The organism is Mucilaginibacter sp. P19, assembly GCF_050632265.1.
GTDB lineage: Bacteria > Bacteroidota > Bacteroidia > Sphingobacteriales > Sphingobacteriaceae > Mucilaginibacter > Mucilaginibacter gossypii.
The window spans coordinates 1323993-1350085 of sequence record NZ_CP192586.1 but is presented as its reverse complement, the minus strand read 5'-3'; the positions used below and the strand labels follow the sequence as shown (position 1 = coordinate 1350085).

Below are 26093 nucleotides of genomic sequence, written 5' to 3'. Positions count from 1 at the left end.
GATGTTTTAAAATTTAAGGTTTACGTTGAAACCGATGTTACGCACGGTAGGCAGGGTAAGATCTTCGAGACCCTGTCCGTTTCCTGCATTAAAGGCTGTTTCCGGATCAATATTCGGTGCGTTTTTATGGATGATCCACAAGTTACGGCCAACTACCGAAAATGTAGCTCCCTGGAAACCAATCTTATTCACCCATTTAGCAGGTAAAGAGTATCCCAGTTTTACTTCGCGAAGCTTGATGTATGAGGCATCGTAAACAAATGCTTCGTCAATATTGGTAAAGCCTTTGTAATATGATTGCGCAGGGATAATAGTGGTATTTGGCGAACCATCGGCCTTAACGCCTTTAAATATCATACCATCATTATAAACGGTTACACCCGCAGGGGCTGCACCGGTAACCTGCACAGCAGCAGCCGAAGTATTGTTGCCCGGGTAATAGTAACTTAAGCCTCCGTTAGCAGCGCCACGGCCAGGTAAGGTAGAAGCCAACACGCCGGTATAAGTACCTGTACGGTTGGTGTTTGAATAAATGGATCCGCCAAAACGTGCATCAACCAAAAAGCTCAGGTTAATCCCTTTGTAGGAGAAGCTGTTATTGATGCTTCCCAACCAATTTGGAGTGAATTTACCTAAATAACGTTTGGTGGTATTAAATACAGGTGTACCATTAGCGTCGATAATAATCTGACCTGAAGCATTACGTGTGTATGCGGTACCATACAAAGCACCATAAGGCTGACCAAGCGATGCTAAAACCTGCACTGTACGATCAGTGCCTAATACCACACTCTGTAAGCGGCCATCGGCATCAAGCGAAGCTACTTTACTACGGTTTAACGAGTAATTTGTAGTTATGTCCCAGGTAAATCCATTTGATTTAATTGGCGTAACACCTAACTGAACCTCGATACCTTTGTTATTAAGACGGCCACCGTTTATTACTTTTTGGCTGAAACCGGTTGATGAACTTACCTGTACGGTTAGGATCTGGTTAATACTGTTGGTGTTATAAGCACTTACATCTAAATGTACGCGATCATGGAAAAAGCCTAATTCAAAACCGGCCTCTGCCGATGTAGTGGTTTCAGGCTTAAGATGATCGTTCAGATCAATATTAGATATACTCTGTTGCGGATTTGAGCCAAAGAGGTTTGAAGATGTATAAACGTTAATTAACTGAAATGGATCTGTCGCCTTACCTACTTTTGACCACCCACCTCTTAATTTAGCATAACTAAGTACATCGCTTTTAATGCCTAATGCTTCAGATAATATTAAACTGCCATTTACGGAGGGATAGAAATATGACAAGGCATCTGCCGGTAAACTTGACGACCAATCATTACGGGTTGTGAAGTTGATGAACGCGTAATTTCTGAAACCAAGCTGTGCCGAACCAAAATAGCTATAGGTTTTAAGTTTCCCATAGTAATTTGTAGAGACCAGTGGATCGCGGGAGTTGCTCAGCGTGTACAAGCCAGCAACTGCAAGTTTCGGAGCCAACTGATCATTATTTTCGGTCGTCCTCACAGCTATGTTACCACCACCAAATACATCAAGCGAAAAATCGTTATTCAGCTTTTTAGTGTATTGCAACCTGGCTTCGGTGTTATTTTCGTTTACGCTGTAAGCATCCTCTTCGTATGAGCCAAACGGTGTTCCATTGGTGCCGTAGGCTACTTTAATCTTACGCCGGTCATTATAATAATCGGTACCGGTACGGAAGTTTGCTGATAGACCGTCAATGATTTTGTAATTCAGCTCGATACTACCTATCAGGTGATTTTTGTGTTGGTCTACTGTGTTTTCATAAGCCAGCCAGTATGGGTTGCTATAGTAACTATTATTCCAGTTAAAGGTATTACCATTGGCATCCTTGTAATTTTTAAGCCTGTTGATATCAACCTGGCGGCCAAACCAGGTAAACTGCAGCATGGTGCTGGTTGCACGTTTTCCATATGCACCAGGCAGGTTATCAGCATCATCTTTACTGTAATCAACAATTGTATTAACGGTCAATTTATTGTTGATACGATAGCTTGAGTTTAAAGCAAAAGAGTTACGGCCTTGTGAGGTATTGGGTACAATACCGGTTTGGTGCAGGTTATTATAGGATAACCTGAAATCGCTTTTATCGCTGCTGCTCGCAATAGCAATGCCATTATTGAGTGTTACACCGGTTTTAAAAAAATCTTTTACGTTGTCGGGGTGTGCCACGAAAGGTACGGCCTGCCCATTTGAATAAAACTGTGGAATCAGTGAACCATCCAAAGCAGGGCCCCAGCTTTCGTCAACACCATCGTTAACGCCGCCGCCTTTACCATCTACATAGCTGAATTTCCCATTTGAGCCTTGACCATATTGATTTTGATATTCGGGCAATACCTGTACGTTTGAAAAGCTGGTATTGGAGTTTATAGTAACACCTAATCCTTTTGCCCCTTTGCCTGTTTTAGTGCGGATGAGGATAACACCCGCGGCTGCACGTGAACCATAAAGCGCAGCTGCATTCGGGCCTTTCAATACACTTACCGATTCAATGTCTTCAGAATTTAAATCAGAAATGGCATTGGAGAAATCTCTTGAACCATTAGTGCCCAAAAACTGGCTATTATCAACAATAACCCCGTCAACTACAAATAAAGGTTGATTTTCCCGTGAGATAGACGTTTCTCCACGGATAATGATACGGGATGAGCCCATATCGCCCTGGCTGTTGGTAACCTGCACACCGGCAATTTTACCTGTGAGCGCGTTAACAAAATTGGTTTCCTTAGCTTCAGAGATATCTTTCGATTTAAGCCCTTGTACTGCATATCCAAGCGATTTTTTATCCTTTGAGATATTGAGGGCCGTTATCACTACCTCATTCAGAGAATTTGGTGCTTCAACCAAAACCACGTTTAAGGTAGTTATTCCTTGCGTAATCGGGATCTCCTGGGTTGTAAAGCCAATGTAGCTAACCCTAAGCACATCATTAACATTGGCGTTGATGATAAACTTACCATCAACATTGGTTTGTGCACCCGTGGTTTTACCTTTAACAGATACGCTAACGCCCGGCAACGGCAACCCATCGGATTTGGCGGTTACCACTCCGCTAATTTTAACGGATTGCCCCGCAACCGTCTGGACGAGAATAAAAGGCAATATAATTGCCAGTAATAGCTTGTAAATTTTTAACATGATAATTAATAATTGAGATTAATTTTTGATGCCTTTACCAGTACAAAAGACATGGCTATCGCCTTAGCGGGCATAATTTGCCCGGCTCATAAGCCTATCGTAACTGTAAAGAATTGATTAGGGGATGGTAATTATTAAGCTAAGACAAGCTGCAGCAAGCCCGCATTTAAACACCATGCATGCTGTAAATGATTAACAGCAACAATGCATGCTTTGCATATTGAGACAGAAGGATTTGCAGATTGACTGGCTTTCCGAAACGAAAGTTTTCTTGTGTAAAAAAGTAGATTCTGTTTTCATAAAACGGGTATTAAATAAGTACTGATAGATTCTTTTTAATTGATAGACGCTGTTTTGTTGTTTACCAAAGCGTCCACAGCTTTTAACATGGATGCAAATTCCTGTTTATCGTACAAGCGGGTGAGGTAAACAATTTTCCCATCCCGATCGATAACCACATTGCGGGTAACACCGCTCTTTTTGCTGGCAAACCGGCCAAAAATCTCAGCACCAGGATCGAGTGCCAACGGATAGCTTATATTCATGACCTGGTGAAAACTTTTTACTTTGTTGAGCGGTTCATCGCGGTCAACGCCTATTAAAACAAGGCCTTTATCTTTATAAGTCTGCCAGATCTCTTTTTCCAAATGCGGCATTTCTTCTCTGCATACGCTGCACCAGCTTGCGGTAAACTGCAGGATAACCACCTTACCACGCAACTTCGTTAAAGAAGTTTTTGTACCATTGGTCAATACGAGCTCAAAATCGGCAGGAGCAAGATCACCGGTTTTTATGATATAACCGCGGTCGTCAGCTGTCGGATCAATTGCCTTGGTGGTCTGCGCAACAGCCGGCAATGTTGTTATGAAAAGCAAACAGGTAAAAAGTAATTGTTTAATGTTCATTGCTATACAGGTTAAACCGTAATATCATCCCGGTGATATTTTCAATATTTTAATTAGCAAGAAAAATGAAGAGGGAAAAGAAGTATACAACACCTTGCACTATACAAGGCCATAGCGTATTACATTATCTTTTCTACCCTATTTTGGGCAGACAGGAATTAGCACCTTTATAACAGTGGGCTTACAGGTTGCTAAGACATCACAGGGCCTTTCCCTCAGTCTTTCTTGATAATTAAAATATTCAAAGAACCGATTTGACGATGCAAATATATATAAATTCTACTAAAACCATAGACTTTATATAATTATTGCAATAAAATGAATTAACACTTTAAAGTTCTGCAGGCTTATTTACAGAATTTGTTTACTGATTGGATTAGCTGAAACTTTTTGAAGATAAATTCCATAACAACAAAAGTCCCTAACGTTCGCTGCCGGGACTTTAACCTAAACTTGTTTTGCAGATTATTAAACTACCTTATAATAAGATAAAACAAGACAATTAGCTTTTTAATTATTTAGCACTTTTATTCGCCTGTTAACTGGCAGTCCCGTTAAAAAGGGCTGCAAAGCTATTTTCGGTTGTTATTTTTTCGATCAAATTTTCCAGTGACCGGTAAATGTTCATGTTTAAAAACGGACCTGCACTGATCCTTTTAACACCGGCATTTTGTAACGCTTTAAAATCCGGAAGTCCGGGCATGCACATTACGCTAACCGGAAGGCGCGATAAGGCTGTTATTTGTTCAATATCTGTTGTTTGGGTGATACAGGGAAAAAACAAACCATGCACACCTGTATCCTGGTAAAGCTTAGTGCGGGTTAAAGCATCTTCCAACGCGTTAGGTAAACCAAGCAGGAAGGAATCGGCTCTCACATTTATAAACACCTGTACACCTACTTTAGCCAACAGTTCGGTGATCTGTTTAAGCTTCATGGCAAACTCATTTGCATCAACGATACTTCGCTTGCCATCCATCACTATCGAATCCTCTATATTAATACCCACAACGCCGATATCATATAGCTTTGTGATATTATCGCAGATTACTTCCGCTGTATCACCATAACCTCCCTCCAGGTCCACAGTTAACATGGCCGATGATGTTGCCGCTATCCTTTTGATTACAAACAGGTAATCATCAAAACTCATTTCTTCGCCATCTGCAAAGCCTAATGAGCTTGCTACAGCGGCACTTGACGTGCCAATTGCCTCAAAGTTTAACTTATCATAAACCTGCGCGCTTTGAGCGTTCCATACATTGCCAATCTGCAAAGGTTCGGTTTTATGATGCAGCGCTAAAAATTCATTGAATCTATTTTTCATGTTTTTGTGTTTATTTTATGCTCAAAATTAGCTTGAGCATTTTTCTAAAAATTGTATAAAACGGAAGAGATTAGTGAAAGGTGAAAGGTGAAAGGTGAAAGGTGAAAGGTGAAAGGTGAAAGGTGAAAGGTGAAAGGTGAAAGGTGAAAGGTGAAACAATAATGGCCGGGTAAACCGGCCATTATTGTTTCTGAATTTAAATCAGGCTACGAGATTAGCTTCGGCTCCGAATGCGTGATCGATGACAATTTTCCAGCTGCCGTCGGATTGTTGTTTCATTAACTCTATCCCTTTTGCGGCAATCTGTGTTTTGCCATTGTCGGTAATGCTCCACTCCGATCGGCCGACCGCTACATCGCCTGATTGCAGACAGTAAACTGTTTTGATTTCCATTACTCCGGGCACAGCGCAGATGCTTTTAACAGCCTCTTCAAACTGGGTCCTGCCTGATACTTCTTTTCCCGGTTCCGGAAAAATAATACCGTTGGCATCATACACATTCATAACTACATTTACATCTTTGGTGTTAAAAGCGGCCGCAAGTACTGCGTGCACTTCCTGTGGTGTTTTTGCTGATTTCATTTTGTTGTTTTTTTTATATCAGCAAAACTATGTAGCTCGAATAGCCCAAAATTGTATAAAACGGAAGAGTATTAACTACCCGCCAGGGCCTGGTTTATAGGCGACGCCTGAGCAGCAAATGAGTTAGGTGTAAAACCTGTAAAAAGCTTGAATTCCTTTATAAAATGTGCCTGGTCAAAATAACCGGCGCTGTAGGCTACATTCGTTAGCTTTTCTTCATTAGCGCTAACCAGGCTAAGGCTATGCTGAAAGCGGTTTATTTTGTAAAATAATTTTGGCGGTAAACCTGTATACTGCGAAAAAAGGGTATTAAGGTGCCGTGAGGAAATGTTATAACGGCTGGAAATGGACAGGATATTATCGCCGCTGTAATTCTTTTTAAGATTACTGACGATATCCCCGATAAATTTGATCTTCGAATGCTTTTTTCGGATGCCGATAAACGGCCCCACAAATAATCTTCAATCATGGACACCTTCGCATTCAGGTTGGCGGTCTCCAATAATTTTAAATAAAGCGTTCTTAATTTAGGTCCGAATACGTGCGTGGCATCAACAATTTCGTTGTTAAATTCCGATACATTTTCATCAAAAAAATAAGCTGCCGAGTGCGGGTAAAAGCGGAAGCCCAGCATGATATTTCGCCCTACCGATTGTATTGCTAAGGGTTTAGTGATCTGCCCCCAGAGCTCTACAGGAGGAGTGGTAAAAAATGTATCGCCTTTCTTTGATCTCCAGTTTCCGGCACCGAGGTTAAAGATCACTTCCATGGTCCCGCTCGGAAACACGATATCATCATAGCTTCTGTCCGAATCTGATTCATACAGATAGAAGCACTTAATGTAAGGCTGTAGCCTTGGCTCCGGAAGCAGCTCTTTGAAAACCATGATTACAAATATAGGATACAACGAAGTTCCCAAATTGTAAAAAACGGAACATATTTTTAGTAGCTTAAAGCGGAAGGCATAAAGCTTAAAGGCAATATCTGTTTAACTAATTTGCATAGATTTTATATAAAACAAAAGCTGCCATGTGAACCTTCAACTCGTTCACATGGCAGCCATATTATCATTCAATAACCCGCGTTTACTTTTTCACATGTACAGGTTTAATGCCTTCATGTGTAGGCGTAACCTGTTTAATCAACCCTTTATCGTCAAATTCCATTTTATCAATACAAACCTCGCGGTTGTAGCCTGCGGCATCGCCCATGGTAATGCCTTTAGGATAATTGAACCGGTGATAAACAATATACCATTCATCTGTACCCGGGATCTGGATAACTGAGTTATGGCCGGTTCCGTAAACGCCTTTAGCAGCATTTTTGGCAATAACCGTATTTTGCTGAGGAATCTCGATTGGCCCCAATGGAGATTTAGAAGTGCCATAATGCACGCTATAATTAGGGCTCCTGGTATCATTTTCAGACCACATGAAGTAGTACGTACCGTTGCGGTAAAACACATAGGTGCCTTCGTTATAATGAGCGTAAGGTGTAAGGATTTTGGTGGTGCCTGGCTTTAACGAAATCATATCATCGTTTAACTCGGCTACAGCCATATAACCATTTCCCCAGTACAAATAGTTTTTGCCTGTTTGCGGATCGGCAAAAACATCAGCATCAATCTGCTGTCCGCCTTTAACACCTTCAGGCAATTGTGCCACCAAAGGCTTGCCCGAATCGGTAAATGGCCCCGTCGGATCATTTGCTGTTGCCACCCCTATTTTTTGTGCAGCTGCGAAATAGTAGAAGTATTTATACTCGTTTCCCACCTTTTTTCGATGATACAAGGGGCCCAGGCATTCTTTTTAGCCCAGCTCACGTCCTGCGGTAAATCAAGAATCTTACCCTCGTCTTTCCAGCTAACCATATCATCCGAAGAAAAGGCCTTAAAATACTTGCCCGACCAACCATCAAAGCCGTCGCTGGTAGGATAAATATAGAATTTGCCTGTTTTTTCGGCGTAGAGGATCTCCGGATCGGCATAGTATCCAGCAATAGCCGGGTTATGGGTTTCCTGGGCAGTAACCTCAAAAACCTGCGTTTTTTTACCTGCAATGGTTACCGAATATTTAACCGGGCCTTTGGTAAAATCCTGCGGCCTTATAGGGCTGATAGTAACGCCGGGGAACAAGGTAAACCGGGGATCAAATGATTTTAAATTAGTACCCGGTATTACAGGCAGGTGAACTTTATGGTTCGCCGTATCTAAAACGATATTGATGGTTTTAATCTGCTTGTTTAACGGCGCAAGTATGACATCTTCAGGCGTTTCCCATTTCGCAGTTAATGCCGCCCCTTCCTTTGAAGTTATTGGCATCACTGTACCATGGCGCGGATGAAAATTCATGGATACCTCATCGTCAATCAGTTTAAAGTTTTCGAGATCGGTTGTCCTGGTAAACTGGTATTTACCCTGGGTATACATATCATACATCAAAATATAACCGCTACCATCGTTTAATTTAAAAGTACCTGCCCCTTCTACCGGGTCTTTGGTTTGCTGTACGTATTTATCACGCAATACATAGCCAGAAGTTAGCTCATCTGATACCGCTATTTTTATACCTGCACCCGATCCTTCTGTTTTGAAAAACAGGTAATATTTATTGTTCTTGTAAACAATATCGCCGTCTATGCAGGCACCGCCATCCGGCTTAAAGAAAAGCTGCTTAGGCTCGGTTTCAAGACCTGTAAAATCTTTATTGGCATAAGCATAATAGATCTTATCGGCCTCTTCGCCAAAACGCATCGACCAGTAGATCATATATTGTTTTTTCTGTGGATCATAAATGGTTTGCGGTGCCCATACCCTGTTCACGCCTGCAAACTTTTCATAAAGTTTGGTGATATCAATGGTTTTCGAGCTCCATTGTACCAGGTCGGTTGATTTGAGCAATACCATAGAATAATCCGGCCCCCAGCCGTATTTTTCGGTATTCATATCGGTTGCAACCATGTAAAATGTTTTACCGTCGGCAGCTCGCATAATATGCGGATCCCGAACACCGCCGGTAGCACTGATATCCGCTGAATTTAAAACGGGGTGATTGTTATTCAGCGCACGGAAATGATACCCATCGTTACTCAAAGCAAAACGAATTTCTTCGCCGCCTTTACTGCCTGTAAAATAAGTAAACAGGTAGGCGCTGAATTTTTGATGCGGCTGCGCTATAACCGCCGTATAAAAGCTAACTAAAACGCCCAGTAAAACTATTTTTTTCATGTATAATTGATTTGTTATTTTCGAATATTCGGGACAATTATTTGTGCTTTTCCATACTTCTGCTGCTAATTCTGACAACCGTCAATGAATAGGCAGGTACAGTGAAAGCCCACTTTTTTTGCAATTTTATTACTGATGATTGAGGGACGATAGCTTGCGGATTGTCGGTAGAATTCTTCACCTCCGGATTGCCTGTAATAACAGTAAGCGTTGCCGATTTGGGTAGTTGACCAATTTTTGACAGGTCTGCCTCTCCCGAAACGGGAACACTACCGGCATTAGCAATTTTCAGGATCAGATCCCCAGTCGCAGAGTCGCGCACGGTTGAAACACCTGCCGTGGTATCCAATACAGTTTTTTCGCCTTTCATTTTTATTACACCCGGCAAATACTCATTGCCCGAATTAACGGCAAACTGCTGCTGAACATAGTAGTTTACCGTTGGGAAAACCTGAGTGCCATTAAAATATATCAGGTTCGGGTTCCATGATGCATGGCCTATCCTGGCAATAAGCGGTGCGTATGACGCCATCCTAACCACGTCTCCATTGCGTTCTAAACTGATCATGTACACGGCTTCTGATAAGGCATTAAACAAGGTATTGCCCCACGAAGCATATTCTCCAATATAAACTTTTGACCTGAGCCTGTTGTATGCATCATAACGCTGGGTATTTTTTAAAAACCATTGCGGCTTTTCATAATAATGCTCATCAACAATACCAACCGAAAGCTGATCGGCCAACTTCCAGCCTTTATCAAAATCTTCGCCCTTCGGACTTGGCCCAACCGTACCAATAATTTTAATTTCGGGATGGGCCTTGTGTACGGCATCATAGATCATCCTAAACCGTTCCTCAAATACGCCAGTGATTTTATCCTCATTGCCGATGCCGAGGTACTCCAGGTTAAAAGGCGCAGGATGACCTGCAGCGGCACGCTTTGCGCCCCAGGTAGAAGTGACCGGCCCATTAGCATATTCTATCAAATCAAGTACATCCTGTACATAAGCTTTCATTTCTTCCACCGGGATACCCTTTTGTCCGGTGCCTCCTATTTTCCAGGTTCCACCCGAATTTTGACAACTTACGCCTGCCGCAAGCACCGGCACCGGTTTTGCCCCGATATCCTCACAAAACTGGAAATATTCAAAATATCCCAAACCTACCGACTGATGATAGTTCCAGATGTTACGTTGCTCTACCCTTTGCTCAACCGGGCCGATGGTATTTTTCCAGCGATAAATGTTGGCGACGCCATCCCCATGAGCAAGGCAGCCGCCGGGGAAACGCATAAACTTTGGTTTTATATCGGCAATAACCTGCGCCAAATCGGCACGCAATCCATTGTTATGATTTTTAAAAGTTTCCTCCGGGCACAATGACACCATATCTATCCCGATTTTCCCTTTCGCTTTAAACAGCAATACCAGTTTAGCACTATCGTTATCAAAATTCACATGAATCTGTTCGGCGTATTTTTTCCAGCCTTTATCAGATGTTGTAAATGAGGAAGAACCTAATTCTTTACCCTTCCGATCAACAAGAGCTACTTTTACAGGTAAAGACTGATCTGAAATTGCATTTAAAAAAACTGAAAAATTATAGTTTTTACCCGCCTTTACAGGGATCCCATCAAACCCTGAATTTTCAAGTCCCACTCCTTTTTGCCCTTCATCCTGGATATCAAGTAAAATATAATGCGGATTATTGGGATGTACCGGGGTAGCTGTTTCTACTGAAATGGTACCATAGCCAAAACCGTCCGTTTGATATTTCCAGGCGGTCATTGAATTCCAGTCGCGGTTATCGGCCGGGCTGTACTCAAATGAGCGGTTCTGGATAAGCTCGGCATAAAGGCCTCCATCTGCCGCATAACTTAAATCCTCAAAAAAATCCCGAAAAGGTCTGGACTGATCTTTCTTGGCTTTGCGGCATCGCCTTTTTGCTGTGCAGAGGCTCCAAGCCAGGTAAATGCCAGTGTTGATAACAGCGCTGTGCAGGCTATCTTTTTCATCATAACAGGTTATAAGGTTAATTGAACTTTTGTACTCCTTTAGTGCTTACCTTTTTAATATTGCCATCGGCATCAAAATTTAAACTGTCAAGGCACAGCTGCCGCAATACAAATGATTCCTTTTGCGGAAAAATGCGGTGATATAAAATATAACGCTGTCCTTTTTCAACAAAAGTGGTATTGTGGCCCGGGCCAATCACGGTACTATCCGCAGAAGTATTCAATATAACCCGGTGCTCATCCTCCTGAAAAGGCCCAAGCGGGCTATTTCCTTTCGCATACCCTACCTGGTAGGTTGCATCAATGGCTTTACCCTCCGAAAACATGAGGTAATAGGTTTGATTGCGTTTAACCATATGTGCGCCTTCAAAAAAATGCGGCGTGGTGATATTTTTTGGCGCTCCGTCAAACGAAACCATATCGTCCTTTAGCTTTACGGCCATACAATGCCCGTTGATCCATTTATACCCCGATCCCCAATACAAATAAGCGCTGCCGTCACTATCAATAAAGCAATCCGGATCGATATTATGCACCTGCGGATAATCTGTAGATTTTACCATAGGCGTATTGTCGCTCTTTAAATTTTTCCAGGGGCCAAGCGGTGTATTGCTTACGCCTCCCCAAACCTCACCGCCTACAGCTACATACATGTAAAATTTGTTGTCCTTTCCTTTTACTACAGATGGCGCCCAAACCATTTCGTTGAGCGAGGTTGGAGTGGTGCAGGCTTGTTTGGTAGGCCAGTTGATATGATGCCTCGTAAACTTAATAAAATCGGTAGTCTCCAATACGGCCAGCTCTTTATCGCCCCAGGGATCAATTGTGGCATAAATAAAATAGCGGCCTTTATCTTTCACAATAGTTGGATCGGCGAAGTATCCCCCGGTTATTGGATTTGGGATCATTTGCTTTTGTGCACGCGAAGCTGCGCCAATCAAAACAAGTGTAAAAAAGAAAAGTATGCGCTTGGTCATAATAAAGGTAAAAACAATTCAATATTAAGTGTTATTTTAACAATTAACGAATTAAATACGATTTTATCTCAATTATTTTTTTCCAATCGCCTTACGATTAAAAGTGATTCCGAGTAACTGGATAATTTGGTTAAAATATTTTTATGTAGAGACGCATAATTGCGTCTCCCAAAGGACGGGCCACCTTGTAACGGAGTAAATCGCCCTAACTTGCATGCGGGAGACGCAATTATGCGTCTCTACATTCAAAAAACTACTTTATATTTATATTTTCAGGAAGATCTTATTACGATATAAAAAGTACAACAAAGCAAGCTGTACAACCACAATGAATATTGCTGCCCATACCGGTTGCCAGCTTTGTGCGAGATGGCTAACAATTCCCCCGAAGAAAAAATTGGCTGTATGCTGAAAATCAACCATCCCTTCTGATGCCAGATAGATCAGGATAGAGTTTACACCAATAAGCACAAAAGGAAATGCCCATTTTTTGTATCCGGCAACATCAATCACCAGGTAAAATACCGACAGGAAAACCAGGCTCCACCCACCTACAAACATCACGAATGAACTTGTCCATAAGCGTTTATTGATAGGGAAAGCAAGATTCCAAAGCATCCCTAAGCCAATAAATAAAACACCGACTGCAAATAAACAAACCCCCTTTTTCCACATCGGCCATTTTGCAGATTCAAACTTCAGAAACTGGCCTGTAAAAATCCCCAGCATAGCAGTGCCAATAGCCGGAATGGTAGATAATACACCCTCTGGATCATGTACCTTATCGTGCAGGCGACCGGGAAGTAACAAACGATCTATATAGGATTCCAGGCTACCGTTCATGGTTAAAACCCCGGCCCCGTAACCGGGCACCGGGATTAGTTCCATTGCTGCCCAATAACCAAACAGCAAAATACCAAACCATAAAATTTGTCCACGAGTACCAAAATTGAGATAAATTACACCGGCAAAAAACCAGGCCAGGCCGATACGCCCCAGCACACTTGCAAAGCGTGTATTCTCCAAACCGTTAAACTTAAACAAGCCGTTAACAACCACACCTAAAAACAACAGGATAATGGTGCGCCTGATCATGGAACGATAAATTTCGCCTTTGGATGAGGACGGCAACAGATATGGATAAGCTACCCCGTGTTTGGCAACTTTATTGCCTATTGAATAAGGCATGGAAACCCCGGCAATAAACAAAAACAAAGGAAAGATCATATCATAAAAGGTGATGCCATTCCATGCCGTATGATGTAGTTGCCCCGACATCCACACCAGCAGTGGCCAGCCGGTAGCTTTAGCGAGGGCATGCACCACCCCTTCCCCACTCATGATCCAAAACATATCAAACCCACGAAGGGCATCTAATGATAACAATCTTGCAGGCTTCGCTACAGTATTTACAGATTTAGCTGTCGATGTATCCATTATTTAAGATCCTTATCCATGTTTGTTCTGTATTTTTCATAAAGCTGTTTTGCAACAGCAGCGCTGCCTCCGGTAGGAACAATGGGATAAACTTTAGATGAATTAACCCATTGCCATTCCCAGTTACTTATCGATTTGTCAAATTGTTTAAAGTCTGGCTCTTTACCGGTTTTAATTGATCCTTTCAATAAATCAAAGAATTTTCGCCAGCGCACTTTATAAAAGTCATTGAGCAATCCACTCCACTGCCTGCATGAATATTCATGCAGCGGACTATTGGCATCGCCCCAAAGTGTTATCAGGTTACGGGCATTTTTTTCATAAAGCGCTTTTTCGGCGGGAGTAGCTCCCCAGTTCCTGGCATCGGCTATCCAGGGGCCCAGCATAAAATCCTTACGGGTAGCAAGCAGCCTGTCCATATCGGTTATCAGGTTAAGGTATTCGGCAGTATATTTATCAAAAGCCTTTTCATCTTTATCATGATAAGCCTTAATCCATTTTAGCTGCATCGGCCTGCCGTAATTAGCCAATACTTGCCGCGTAACATCAACCAGGTCGTAGTTAAAACCGCTGCTTTGTTTGCATGCAGGTATGGCGGCTACCATTTTATCCCAGGCCGGCAGCAGGTCTTTCCGGTTGTAGTTTAAGCGAGTACGGGTCCATATTGCGGCCGAATCAAGCGTTGGCCTGCCGGTAATGATCGACTCGGCCCCGTCACGGATATCCTTGCCATTAAATACGGTACCCCGTAGCGTTTGCCAGGCATCAAGCGCATCCTTGCTTTTTACACCATAACGATTAAATAAGTACTCCGGCAGCCATTGATCAAGGTCAATCGGCTTGTTTTGCCAGGTATGCTGCGTCATTAATTCATAAAGCACAGGGGTTTGTTCAATAGCCTCCATCGTTAAGCCAATTCCCACCATACGCCCCGATTTAGGATCATTAAGGGCCTGCGCCGGCTGCGTTGCTACCGCCTCTATCCTGCCAAACAAACTATTGTTACCGCCATAGTTATGCAGCATATTCCAGATCCAGGGTTTGCCGTAAAATGCTTCAGTACGCTTCCATATTGGTTCGTAATCGGTATTGAGGTCAAGCACTATCATATGATCATCGGGCACTGCATTCAGCAATGCCTTGATCTGCTCGTTTTGCCAAAATTTACGATCGCTGAAAAATAGCCAGCCCTGCATTACCCAAACAGCTTTCGGGTCGGCCCCTTTCATGCCGTCATAAACCCTTGCGCTTAGTTCCGAAAGAAATTTAGGATCGTTTGAGGGCGGCTCATTTTCGTTAAAAGTATCGGCAGAGTACAGATGATCTGTACCATAAACCCTGGTTTGTTCCTGTATAAATTTTTTACCGATCTCTGCAAATAGCGGATCTTCCGAATCCAGGATATAAGTATCGGCAAAGCCGTTGTTCCAGTTGGTTTGCTTTAGTTTAGCATTGGGAAAATGTGTTTTAAACGATGCCGGCACGTGACCAGTAAATGCAGGAAGCACCGGTTTTATACCAAGTTCGCGCTCGCGCTGCAATATTTTGATCTGCAAATCCCGGTGACTGGTTATCCAGCTTGCGGGCAGCGGGCCGTCCCATTTATCTATGTTGCCCATATAAAACCATCCAAAATACGCCGGACCGGTAAAAAAGTCCTGCATATCTTTACTGCTAAAGCCCATACCTTTATAAACTTTATCCCACACATACTCCTGCCCGGTTATGGCCAGCGGCATATTGATGCCGTGCAAGGCCATCCAGTCAATTTCCTTTTCCCACCGTTTCCAGTCCCACCAGCTCATACTGTAGCTATAGGTACAATAGTTAAGATAATAGCGGTATTGGTAAGGCGTAGTTTTATGAACCTTTTGAGCTGGTATAGGTAACTTTACTGGAAGGTTCAAATTTGTACCATTCCAGGTGATCTGGCAATGAGCGTATTCTGTAAGGTAATAATATAAGGCTGAGGCCACTGCGATACCATTATTGCCCCTGAGTACAATTTTGCCCTTAGCGCCCTCTACTTCAAAAACATCTTTGGCCTCATTTTCAGAAAGCGGTTGAACAATAAAATTCTTTTCATAACCGGGCACCACCCGTTTAATTAAAGCATAAGAAGCCGGCACTTGCAATTGTGCCTGAGCGCTTATCATCCCACCGCATATGCCACACAGCAGCACACAAATGAAAACCTTTGTTTTATATATCATTTACTTTGATTGTTTTTACGATTGCTGAGTTTTAGGCACATCGACCAATAAGTTTTGACATCATTTCATGTCCCCTCAGGGTCTCTCGCAGAGGACCCTGAGGTTCAGCCGCGTTGTATACTTCTTCGAGGGCATTCAGAACGGCGAATTTGCTCGGTGTATACATCAGGATCCTTTGCGAGAGACCCTGATGGCACGTTATTATCGCACGCTTACATGATGTTCACAAACTCAAGGCAATAAAAACAAAAAAAGGCATATTTCATTGAAAATAAATCAAAAAGGAAAAACAGCTTTAAAACTAATATTCCGCCCTATATTATAAATGCCGAGGTGTCCGTTTGGCGACGACTGGTAATACTCAAAATACTTTAAACGGTTAAGGTTTGATTGATAGGCTTTATCAAACAAGTTATCAACCTGCAAAAAAAGCTCGCAAACAGGTTTGTCCGATTTATTTTTGATGGTAGTGCCTGCTCCGATATTAAACAAGGCATAGCCGGGCGTAGCTGTCTCTGTATTATCCAAAGCATAGAACCGGTTCTGCGTAGCATAAGCATCCATTTCGGCCTTAAAGTAAATCTTAGAAAAAGCCCCATATGCTTTCTGCAAACTCGCCTTAAACTCCGACCGGATATGCAACGGCGGAATAAATGGCAGATATTTAGCCGCGCCATTGGATTCATCAACAAGCTGTTTATTGCCGTTGATTCCCGTTACATAAGCCAGGCTGTTGTTAAAAGCCAGCCATTTAACATCTTGGGGATGCACATTTAGCGTAAACTCGGCCCCATACAGGCGGGCACTACTTTGCTGGTATTGATAAGTGCTGTTACCCGGTACAATCACCACAGGATTGCCATTGGCATCAGTAAGTTTAGCCTGATAAATGTAATTATTGATGTGGTTATTAAACAGCTCAGCAATCAGGTCAACATCTTTCAGGTAGGCGATGAAGCCCAGATCTTCCTGTAAACTAAATTCAGGGTTGAAGCTGCGGTTGCCTAAATACACGATATGAGCACCGGGGTCGAGTCCGTTTGAGCCGATTTCGGTAATATTAGGGGCACGGTATCCGCGCGCGATGTTGGCTTTAAACAATAAGCGTTCGCTGATATTATAGGTTATTCCCAAACTACCCGAAACACCCTGATAAACATGCCTAAAAGCCGGAAACTGTAAATGGGCGCCTGCGGTATCCGGTAATTTCACATGCTGCTCAAACCCGTTTTTGGAGTTTGGCCCTACGTAAAAATCATTCCAATGGATGTGCCTGTTATCATATCTCAAGCCGCCCGAAATATCAACTTTTCCGATTGTTTTTTTGGCGAAGAAAAAAGTTCCCGCATCAAACAGATTATAATCCGGAATCGGAAAATCTGTTGCGGCCTTGCTGCGGTTAGTTTGGTACATGCCATTTACACCAAGGGTACTTTCTATCCCTGCAATAGCAGGCAGGTTATATTTAAAATCGTAATTAAGCGTGTTAAGTACCACGTACAAGCCCGGCTGATCGGCCAATGTAGGGTGGTTATATTCCTTACGGATGCTTCGTTGTAAACCAAGCGAAGCATTGATACTGCTGCCTTCACTAAGTTTAAACTCATTATGCGAATAAATTCGATAATGCTGAATACGCTGGTGCAGCGGGGTTATACTGTATGATCTTAACTCATCATCACTTACAACCGGCCGGTTCCTGATATTGTCAGTACTGCTTTCAGCTACTTGTTTGGTAAACCGCCTTGAAAGCGAATCCCTGCTGCCATCGGGAATCTCCTGCCGGTTATCATAAACGGTTGCGGCAATTTGCGAGTACCCCCAATTTTTATCAACCCTGGCCATACCCGATAAATTGAACTCCCGGAAACCTGTGTTATACACATAACCATCAACACTATTATGATAATCATGCGCCGCTTTCGCAGTTGCCCGGAAGGCGTATCGCCAATCGTTCTTTTTGTATGACAGTCCTAACGAGGTACCGATCATGCCGTTATTGGTATGATAATCGGCAGTATAGTCACCTCTCAAAACATTATTTTCGCCAACCGGCAGGTAAGGGATCATGTTGATCACGCCTGCCAATGCATCTGAGCCATAGGTTAAACTTGCCGGCCCTTTCACTACTTCGGCGCGACCAATGCCGTACTGGTCTATCTCAATACCATGTTCATCACCCCATTGCTGCCCTTCCTGGCGCACGCCATCATACAAAGTTAAAACACGATTGTAGCCTAATCCCCTGATAAATGGTTTTGAAATATTGGGCCCGGTAGTAACCGCATTAACACCCGGTACTCCTTTCACAATGGCGTCAATAATGTTATTATTCACATTCTGATCCATTTCCTTCTTGGTCATTACTGCGATGGGAATGGGGTTACTCCTCAACTCAGTTTTGCGTGAAACGCCGGTTACCGTCACCTCATTTAATTTGGAGCTGCTTTCCTGAAGATTGCCATCCAATGAAATTGCTTCATCAGGTTTTACACTCACTTTATGGCGCTCAGTAACATACCCAATGTTAGAGAATACTATTGTGTATGTGCCTGCCGGAACATTTTTTAAATGGTAATAGCCTTTATCATTGGTAGTAGCCCCGATAGAAGTTCCTGAAAGTGCAACGGTAGCAAAAGAGAGCGGTTCGCTGCCGGTTGTTAACCTGCCCCTAAGTGAACCACGCTGGGAGAAAACCATCACAGGCATTAATAAAAAGAATAGTAGAGATAATATTTTCATTCGTTTTAGCACATCATAAATAATATACAAAACAAATAAAAAAATTAGTCTTACCTAATTTTTATAATAATACATATAAAATTACTCATATATCAATCCAAATAACAGATGCACTATGAACAGAAGTTCTTAATGACTAAATAACCTGTTTATGTTGAGTTATAGATGGTTGCTGCGAAGAAAAGGCCAGCATAAAATCTTCGGCACGCTTAACCATATTCTCCGAACCGATAAAAATAGCCGAGCGCTGGTGAAGCTCATTAACATCCAGATCCAGGATCCGCTCATAACCTGTCGACGCCAGACCGCCTGCCTGTTCAACAATAAAGGCCATCGGGTTACATTCGTAGACCAATCTCAGTTTGCCATTTGGATATTGCGCAGTAGTTGGATATAAAAAGATTCCGCCTTTGATCAGGTTGCGATGAATATCGGCAATCATTGAACCTGTATATCTTGAAGTGTACGGACGGCTGGTAGTTACATCTTCAACCTGGCAGTACTTGATATATTTTTTTACCCCTAAAGGAAAGTGGGTATAGTATCCCTCGTTTATTGAGTAGATATAGCCATCCTTAGGCATTTTAATTTCAGGATGCGACAGGCAAAACTCCCCTATTGATGGATCAAGCGTGAAACCGTTAACCCCTTTGCCCGTAGTATAAACAAGCATGGTTGACGAGACCGTAAATAACGTAACCGGCGGCAACCTGCTCAGTACCTTTCTGCAGTACATCATCCAGTATAGCTTTGCCTTCAAGAGACTTACGGCGATAAATAGAAAATATGGTGCCCACACTTACATTCACATCAATATTTGATGAGCCATCAAGCGGGTCAATCGCCACAATATATTTGGCATGTTTTGAGATTTCTGATTCTATTAGGATATGCTCGTCATTTTCTTCAGAGGCAACAACACAGCATTCGCCGCCGCTACGTAATGCCGCAATGAATTGTTCGTTGGCATAAACGTCCATCTTTTTCTGCCGCTCGCCATGTGAGTTTACGGAATCGGTTTCGCCGATGATATCAATAAGCCCGGCCTTGCTGATTTCGCGGTTTACAATTTTAGCTGCAATGCCTATATCCCTCAAAAGCCTTGACAGTTCGCCTTTGGCAAATGGAAAATCAGCTTGTTTCTCTATAATAAATTGTCCTAAGGTTTTCACGCTTTTCATGAGGATGTATATTTAATTGGTTAACGGAAATATTAAAAAATACCGAGGTTTAGCCGGATGATTTATAATTAGGATGCAGCAGTTTAACCACCGATAAATAAAAGTATCAAAAGATAAACAGCCCATATAAACTTGGCCCTATAACCTCATATTCAACTTTTTGCTAAGTTACCGGCCTTTAGTTACAGAACTGTCATGCCCCGTCTCCCTGTATTTTATTGATTATTTACTATAACAACTACCTATTAAAGCCAATTACAGGCAGATCATATCATAATAACTTACCGGCAGGTATCCCTTTTGATAATATCGTATAATAATTGGATAACGGTTGGATAAAAATGGGAGGCGGCATTATCCATCTTTGTTTTATATCAAAACCAATTAACCAGGGCCAGCTATTATTAATATAAGTATATGCCGCAAACTGAACATCCTTATCGCGACATCACTATCCGGTTTCCGGGCCAGGTAATTGTTGGCAAAAACTCGCTTTTTAAATTAACCGGTGATGTTATCAGCGGCGGGTATAAATCAGCTTTAATTATTACCATCAGTCCGCTATTAAATAAACTTGAACCACTTTTAGCTCAATTTAAAGAAGCAGGAGTTAACGCTCGTGTTGATACCTCCATAGTACGGGAGCCTTCGTTCAAGGATTTTGGAGATTTGCTTGCATCTGTAAAACATACTGAAGCAGATGTGATCATAGGTATTGGTGGTGGCAGTGTGCTTGATGTGGCTAAACTCATAGCTGCGCAGATTGATAATGACCAAACCCTGGCAGATATCACGGGAATTGGTTTGCTTAAAAAGCGATCTAAAAAACTGATCTGTGTACCCACAACAGCCGGAACTGGTAGTGAAGCTTCCCCCAATGCTATATTGATAGATGATACAGACAACCAGAAAAAAGGTATTATCAGCCCTTACCTGGTTCCGGATGTAGTGATCATTGATCCGGCTTTGATGATCAGCCTGCCGGCAGAGGTTACTGCAGCTACAGGACTTGATGCTTTAACTCATTGCCTTGAAGCTTATACCAATCTATACGCACATCCTTTTATAGATATGTATGCACTTGAAGGGATCAGGCTTATAGCTGATAACCTGGTTAAAGCAGTAAATGACGGCACTAATGAAGATGCCCGTACGCAATTGGCCATTGGCAGTTTAATGGGTGGTTTTTGTTTAGGCCCGGTTAACACAGCGGGCGTACATGCACTCTCCTATCCGTTGGGCAGCCTGTATCATATTGCCCACGGCCTATCCAATGCCCTTTTGCTGCCGTTAGTAATGGAGTATAATATCCCTGCCGCACCTGAGCGATATGCTGCCGTTGCCCGTGCATTGGGTTGTAACAGTAGTATCAATGATTTTGAAACCGCTTATGCCGGTGTTGAAAAGATCAGGCAGCTGATCAGCGAATGCGGAATCCCTGCAAGCTTAAAAGAAATAGACATAGATAAAAATACCATACCGCAAATGGCTGCCGATGCCATGAAAATTACGCGCTTGCTTAAAAACAACCCGCGACCAATAAACATAGATGACGCTATCAGCATTTACGAGGCTGCTTATTAAAACATACTAATGAAACTAAAAAAGAAATATAATGGCCTGGTGGTGCCATCAATTACGCCACTTACCGACAACTACAAACTTGACCACGAAGCAGTTGAAAAAATATTTGACAATATTTTCAACTATGGTGGTGTACCTTTTATACTGGGTACCACCGGCGAATCTGCCTCATTGCCAAACGATGTTAAGCTTGATTTTATTAAACTGGCCACATCAGTAAGGCAGCCGGGCCGGTTGCTTTATGCAGGTATTTCATCAAACTGCCTTGCCGATTCAATTGACCTTGCCAAACGCTGTGCCGACGAAGGTATTGATGTTGCTGTAGCTCACCTGCCTGCCTATTTCACTTTAACTGAATACGAAATTAAAACATACTTTGAAACGCTGGCTAACGAAGTACCTATCCCCCTGATAGTTTACAACATACCGGCTACAACCAATGTATCGATAAACCTAAATCTTCTCGACAGAATTAAGTCACCACGAAAATATTGTTGGGACTAAAGATTCGGAACGGAATCACGAGCGTTTAAAAGATTCGCTTAAACTATGGGCCGACAGGGCCGATTTTAGCCACTTTTTGGGTTGGGGGGCGCAATCTGCCCACGCGCTGTTTACCGGCAGCGACGGCCTGGTGCCAAGTACAGGAAACCTGTTCCCGGATATTTATTACAAAATGATAGTTGCTGCAGATAATAACGACGAAGCCGCTGCGCTGCAACTACAAAGGCATTCCAACCTGATAGGTGATATTTACCAGGGCAAACGCCTGCTGGGCGAATCATTGGCAGCATTAAAATCACTAATGCAAAGCGCAGGATTGTGCCGTACTTACATGATGCCGCCTTTATTGCAGGTTACTGAAGCCGAAGCTGCCGATCTGCAAAGAAAACTGCAGCGTATGCTTAATGTTGAAAATCTTAGCTTACCGATTTACCAATGACAGCCGAAAAACCGATCATAGCCATAACCATGGGCGATCCGGCCAGTATTGGCCCTGAAATAGCCGTTAAAGCATTGTTAACAGAAAGATTATACGACATCTGCCGCCCGGTGATTATTGGCGATACCGGTGTATTTTTCGATATCGTAAAACGGTTGGGCTTCGATGCACGCATCAACTCGATAAAAGATATCCGCAACGCAAATTTTGAGTTTGGCAGGCCCGATGTATTTGATCTGCAAAATGTAGATATGGAACAGCTGCGTTTTGGTGAGATCTCGGCTATGGCAGGCAATGCCTCGTTTGAAGCAGTTAAAAAAGCAATTGACCTGGCGCTTGATAGCGAAGTACATGCCACAGTAACCGGGCCTATCAACAAAAAATCAATTAACGAAGCCGGGCATCATTTTGCCGGACATACCGAAATTTATGCCCATTATACCGGTACAAAAAAATATGCCATGCTACTGGTTGAGCATAACATGAAGGTGATCCATGTATCCACCCACGTATCACTACGACAAGCTTGTGACCTTGTTAAAAAAGACCGCATTATTGAAGTAATCGAACTTTTACAGGATGGCCTTATTTCCCTTGGAGAAAAAAACCTGAAGATTGGTGTAGCCGGGCTTAACCCGCATGCAGGTGACTCAGGTTTGTTTGGTACCGAAGATGATTTTGAGATCCTTCCCGCTGTACAGGAAGCTATAAAATTAGGTTACGATGTGGAAGGCCCTGTACCTGCCGACACCTTATTTTCAAAAGCATCAACTGGATATTATGGTGGTGTGGTAGCTATGTACCACGACCAGGGCCACATCCCCTTTAAGCTTACCGGTTTTAAATGGAATGCCGAAAAGCACCAAATGGATAGCGTAAAGGGCGTTAACATCACTATGGGACTGCCTATTATCCGCACCTCGGTTGACCATGGGACTGCCTTTGAAATTGCAGGCAAAGGCGTTGCCAGCAGCGATGCCATGTTACTGGCCATCGAATCGGCGGTGCAGTTGAGCAAAAACCGGATAAAAGTATAAGCTATGATCGCTGTAATTGCAGATGATTTAACAGGAGCCGCCGAATTGGCGGGTATAGGTCTCAATCACGGATTGAGAACCGAGGTGAGTACCTCTGTTGATGAACACTGCGATGCAGATCTGCTAATTATAGCTACCGACACCCGCTCACTCGCTGTAAATAAAGCGACGAATATAGTTTATAATCTTACCGTCCAATTACAGCGGTTAAAGCCCCGCTTTCTTTTCAAAAAGATAGATTCAGTTTTAAGAGGGCACATTATTGAGGAACTGCAAAGCCAATTGGCAGCATCAGGATTGAAAAGAGCGCTGATTGTACCCGGTAATCCTCACCATTCAAAAAAGCTCATAGGCGATACATTTCACTACAATGGCCAACCTATTCACCTGAGTGATTTCGCCAACGACCCAACCTTCCCCGCCTTAAGCTCAAATATTGTTGAATTATTGAGAGCTGATGAAAGTATCTCATTAATAAAAAAGAAGACAAATTTCCATCTACGGGAATTATTATAGGAGCAGCCGAAAATGAGGACGATCTTAAATACTGGATCAGCCAAACAGATAACAACACGCTATTAGCGGGCTCAGCAAATTTATTTACTACGCTGCTTGAATCTTTAACAACTCCTCAAAAGGTTAAAACCACCGACCCGGAAACAACGGGCAGACGGTTATTTGTATTTGGCAGTACTTTTTACCAGGGCAAACTAAATCTTAACGATGGCAGGCACAACAATATCCCTGTGCATTATGTTCCGGCTGCAACCATCTGTGCCGAAACCAGCGGCGATAATGTGCATGGCCTTTTTGCCAGTCATGTAGCCTCCAGTATTATTGCAGGCAACAATGCCATCATCGCCATAAATCCCGATTTTATAAAGGATATAAAGGTAGACCCGATATTGCTGAGCCACAAAATGGCTGCTATTGTAAAACAGGTCATCGACCACACCGATCTTCACGAATTGCTGATTGAAGGCGGGGCAACAGCCTGGGCCATACTTGAGCGTTTAAACATCGAAAAATTATATCCCTCAAAACTAATAGCTCCCGGAGTTATTCATATGCGCGTAGCCGGCAATAACCAATTATGTTTAACTTTAAAACCCGGCAGCTACCCCTGGCCTGCACCCGTTTGGGCAACCAATAACTATACCTGCATATGAAACATGAAACCCTGCACTTGGCAGATTATATCATCATAGCCCTGGCAATGGCCATTTCATTAACCATCGGTCTTAAGTTTTCAAAAGGACAAAATTCTACCAAAAAATATTTTGTATCGCGCGGTTCTATCCCGGCCTGGGCTATAGGCATGTCACTAATGGCAACGCTCATCAGCAGCGTAACTTTTTTGGCCTACCCAGGCGAAGGATTTGCCTCTAACTGGATCTTGCTGGTTCAGGGCTTAATGGTACCTATCGTATTATTATTAATGGTTTGGTTCATAGTGCCCTTGTACCGCGAGGTGATAGGCGTAAGCACCTATGAATACTTTGAAAAGCGTTTTGGCCTGTTTGCCCGCTTTTACAGCTCTATCAGTTTCGTATTAACCCATTTTTCAAAAATGGGTACTGTGTTTTTCCTGTTGGCACTGGCACTCTCGAACATGACCAATACCAACACATTCGCCATTATTTGGGTGATAGGATTCGTGATCATTGTCATAACACTTATCGGCGGTATTGAGGCCGTGATCTGGGCAGATGTGGTACAGGGCTTTTTGCTGATAGGCGGCGGTATAGCCTCATTTATCATCCTCATCTGTTCAATCAAAGGCGGCTTTCCCGAGCTTTGGCATATTGCCAGCGTAAATCACAAAAACAACTTTGGCCCTTACTCCTGGGATTTCAAAAAACTCACATTCATCGTAATGGCTATAAACGGCGTGTTTTATGCCATCCAGAAATACGGTACCGATCAAACTATGGTGCAGCGCTATCTTACAGCCAAAACCGATAAGGCCGCTATAAAAGCATCCATATTAGGTGTAGCGCTCACAGTACCGCTATGGGCATTATTCATGTTCATAGGCACGGCTTTATTCGCCTTCTACCAACAAAATCCCCTACCAGCAGGCATTAAAGCCGACGCCGTTTTCCCCTATTTTATCATGAGTAAATTGCCTACCGGGGTTGTAGGATTGATATTAGCTGCGCTGATCTCGGCGGCGATCTCCAGCCTCGGGGCCGATCTCAACTGCCTTTCGGCCATTGGCGTGGAAGATTACTATAAAAAGTTCAGGCCTGATAAATCGGACAAAGAATATTTAAAAGCAGGACGATGGATAGTAGTACTGGCCGGATTTGGAGCGATGGGCATAGCCACCCTCTACCTGCTTGCCGGCGACGAAGGTGCGCTGGGCATTGTTTTTACCCTTTACGCGATATTTTCAGGCGGTATTGCCGGGATATTTTTATTGGGCTTGTTCAGCAGCCGCGCCAATCGCCAAGGGGTGAACATTGGTATTATTGCCTGTATCCTGTTTACGGGCTATGCTTTTTTAACATCAACTAAAATTGGTTTGGGTACGGACAAACACATCTTGCTTGATTTAGGCAGGTACAATTTCAATCAGCATAAATACATGCTCGGGGTGTATAGTCACCTGGTGGTAATCATAGTAGGCTATGTGGCCAGCTTGTTTTTCCCTAAACCCGAGTTGAATAAAAACCTCCTTTTCAGCGGATGGATTGAGGCTAAGCGAGCCGGAAAGCTTACCAAATAATTT

At 42.9% G+C, this 26093-nt stretch carries 21 protein-coding genes, 1 pseudogene and 1 riboswitch; of the genes and pseudogenes, 7 read left to right on the top strand and 15 right to left on the bottom strand.

What is annotated here, in order from left to right; translation table 11 throughout:
* Window positions 1-6: 6 nt before the first annotated feature.
* The 15 genes and pseudogenes from ACQ86K_RS06380 to fbp form a co-directional block, all read right to left on the bottom strand.
* Complete coding sequence (locus ACQ86K_RS06380; protein WP_431200028.1) at window positions 7-3189, bottom strand: SusC/RagA family TonB-linked outer membrane protein; 3183 nt, start codon at window positions 3187-3189, stop codon at window positions 7-9.
* Between the two features lie 335 nt (window positions 3190-3524).
* Window positions 3525-4094 carry a TlpA disulfide reductase family protein gene (locus ACQ86K_RS06375; RefSeq protein ID WP_129569298.1) on the bottom strand — a complete coding sequence of 190 codons (570 nt, stop codon included), beginning with the start codon at window positions 4092-4094 and terminating at the stop codon, window positions 3525-3527.
* A 121-nt stretch (window positions 4095-4215) separates the two neighbouring features.
* Window positions 4216-4329: riboswitch (SAM riboswitch) on the bottom strand.
* Between the two features lie 303 nt (window positions 4330-4632).
* A complete protein-coding gene (locus ACQ86K_RS06370; protein ID WP_431200027.1) occupies window positions 4633-5421 on the bottom strand; it encodes an isocitrate lyase/PEP mutase family protein in 789 nt (262 codons plus the stop codon).
* A gap of 201 nt (window positions 5422-5622) precedes the next feature.
* Window positions 5623-6003: a YybH family protein gene (locus ACQ86K_RS06365; protein WP_431200026.1), complete on the bottom strand. Its 381-nt coding sequence runs from the start codon at window positions 6001-6003 to the stop codon at window positions 5623-5625.
* 71 nt (window positions 6004-6074) lie between these two features.
* On the bottom strand, window positions 6075-6332 hold the full coding sequence (locus tag ACQ86K_RS06360; protein WP_431200804.1) for a helix-turn-helix domain-containing protein: 258 nt from the start codon (window positions 6330-6332) through the stop codon (window positions 6075-6077).
* A complete protein-coding gene (locus tag ACQ86K_RS06355; protein WP_431200025.1) occupies window positions 6260-6889 on the bottom strand; it encodes a DUF6597 domain-containing transcriptional factor in 630 nt (209 codons plus the stop codon). The genes ACQ86K_RS06360 and ACQ86K_RS06355 overlap by 73 nt, the downstream gene beginning before the upstream one ends.
* A 199-nt stretch (window positions 6890-7088) precedes the next feature.
* Entirely contained in the window at window positions 7089-7721 is a 633-nt protein-coding gene (locus ACQ86K_RS06350; protein WP_431200024.1) for a family 43 glycosylhydrolase, read from the bottom strand.
* A 2-nt stretch (window positions 7722-7723) separates the two neighbouring features.
* Window positions 7724-9229 carry a family 43 glycosylhydrolase gene (locus tag ACQ86K_RS06345; RefSeq protein ID WP_431200023.1) on the bottom strand — a complete coding sequence of 502 codons (1506 nt, stop codon included), beginning with the start codon at window positions 9227-9229 and terminating at the stop codon, window positions 7724-7726.
* Window positions 9230-9266: 37 nt separating this feature from the next.
* Entirely contained in the window at window positions 9267-11018 is a 1752-nt protein-coding gene (locus ACQ86K_RS06340) for an alpha-L-arabinofuranosidase C-terminal domain-containing protein (protein WP_431200022.1), read from the bottom strand.
* An 89-nt stretch (window positions 11019-11107) separates the two neighbouring features.
* A complete protein-coding gene (locus tag ACQ86K_RS06335; protein WP_431200021.1) occupies window positions 11108-11248 on the bottom strand; it encodes a hypothetical protein in 141 nt (46 codons plus the stop codon).
* A gap of 14 nt (window positions 11249-11262) precedes the next feature.
* Window positions 11263-12222 (bottom strand): family 43 glycosylhydrolase, encoded by a 960-nt coding sequence (locus tag ACQ86K_RS06330; RefSeq protein ID WP_091162973.1) that lies wholly within the window; start codon window positions 12220-12222, stop codon window positions 11263-11265.
* 264 nt (window positions 12223-12486) lie between these two features.
* Window positions 12487-13659, bottom strand: a complete 1173-nt coding sequence (locus ACQ86K_RS06325) for an acyltransferase family protein (RefSeq protein ID WP_091162972.1) — start codon at window positions 13657-13659, stop codon at window positions 12487-12489.
* Window positions 13659-15872, bottom strand: a complete 2214-nt coding sequence (locus tag ACQ86K_RS06320; RefSeq protein WP_091162971.1) for an alpha-N-acetylglucosaminidase — start codon at window positions 15870-15872, stop codon at window positions 13659-13661. The genes ACQ86K_RS06325 and ACQ86K_RS06320 overlap by 1 nt, the downstream gene beginning before the upstream one ends.
* Window positions 15873-16148: 276 nt before the next feature.
* A complete protein-coding gene (locus ACQ86K_RS06315; RefSeq protein ID WP_091162970.1) occupies window positions 16149-18614 on the bottom strand; it encodes a TonB-dependent receptor in 2466 nt (821 codons plus the stop codon).
* A gap of 136 nt (window positions 18615-18750) precedes the next feature.
* Window positions 18751-19795 (bottom strand): annotated as a pseudogene (gene fbp / locus ACQ86K_RS06310) (class 1 fructose-bisphosphatase).
* A 417-nt stretch (window positions 19796-20212) separates the two neighbouring features.
* On the opposite strand from fbp, the gene ACQ86K_RS06305 reads away from it, so the two are divergent.
* The 7 genes from ACQ86K_RS06305 to ACQ86K_RS06275 all read left to right on the top strand — a co-directional run bounded on the left by ACQ86K_RS06305 (window position 20213) and on the right by ACQ86K_RS06275 (window position 26090).
* Window positions 20213-21379, top strand: a complete 1167-nt coding sequence (locus tag ACQ86K_RS06305) for an iron-containing alcohol dehydrogenase (RefSeq protein ID WP_091162968.1) — start codon at window positions 20213-20215, stop codon at window positions 21377-21379.
* Between the two features lie 9 nt (window positions 21380-21388).
* Window positions 21389-21883: a dihydrodipicolinate synthase family protein gene (locus ACQ86K_RS06300; protein WP_431200020.1), complete on the top strand. Its 495-nt coding sequence runs from the start codon at window positions 21389-21391 to the stop codon at window positions 21881-21883.
* Window positions 21837-22322, top strand: coding sequence for a dihydrodipicolinate synthase family protein (locus ACQ86K_RS06295; RefSeq protein WP_431200803.1), 486 nt, complete (start codon window positions 21837-21839; stop codon window positions 22320-22322). The genes ACQ86K_RS06300 and ACQ86K_RS06295 overlap by 47 nt, the downstream gene beginning before the upstream one ends.
* Entirely contained in the window at window positions 22319-23359 is a 1041-nt protein-coding gene (gene pdxA / locus ACQ86K_RS06290; protein WP_091162966.1) for a 4-hydroxythreonine-4-phosphate dehydrogenase PdxA, read from the top strand. Before ACQ86K_RS06295 ends, pdxA begins: the two co-directional genes overlap by 4 nt.
* Window positions 23360-23362: 3 nt before the next feature.
* Window positions 23363-23875, top strand: coding sequence for a four-carbon acid sugar kinase family protein (locus ACQ86K_RS06285; protein ID WP_431200019.1), 513 nt, complete (start codon window positions 23363-23365; stop codon window positions 23873-23875).
* A 230-nt stretch (window positions 23876-24105) separates the two neighbouring features.
* Window positions 24106-24528 carry a nucleotide-binding domain containing protein gene (locus ACQ86K_RS06280; RefSeq protein ID WP_431200018.1) on the top strand — a complete coding sequence of 141 codons (423 nt, stop codon included), beginning with the start codon at window positions 24106-24108 and terminating at the stop codon, window positions 24526-24528.
* Entirely contained in the window at window positions 24525-26090 is a 1566-nt protein-coding gene (locus tag ACQ86K_RS06275) for a sodium:solute symporter (protein ID WP_091162964.1), read from the top strand. The genes ACQ86K_RS06280 and ACQ86K_RS06275 overlap by 4 nt, the downstream gene beginning before the upstream one ends.
* The last annotated feature ends 3 nt before the right edge of the window (window positions 26091-26093 follow it).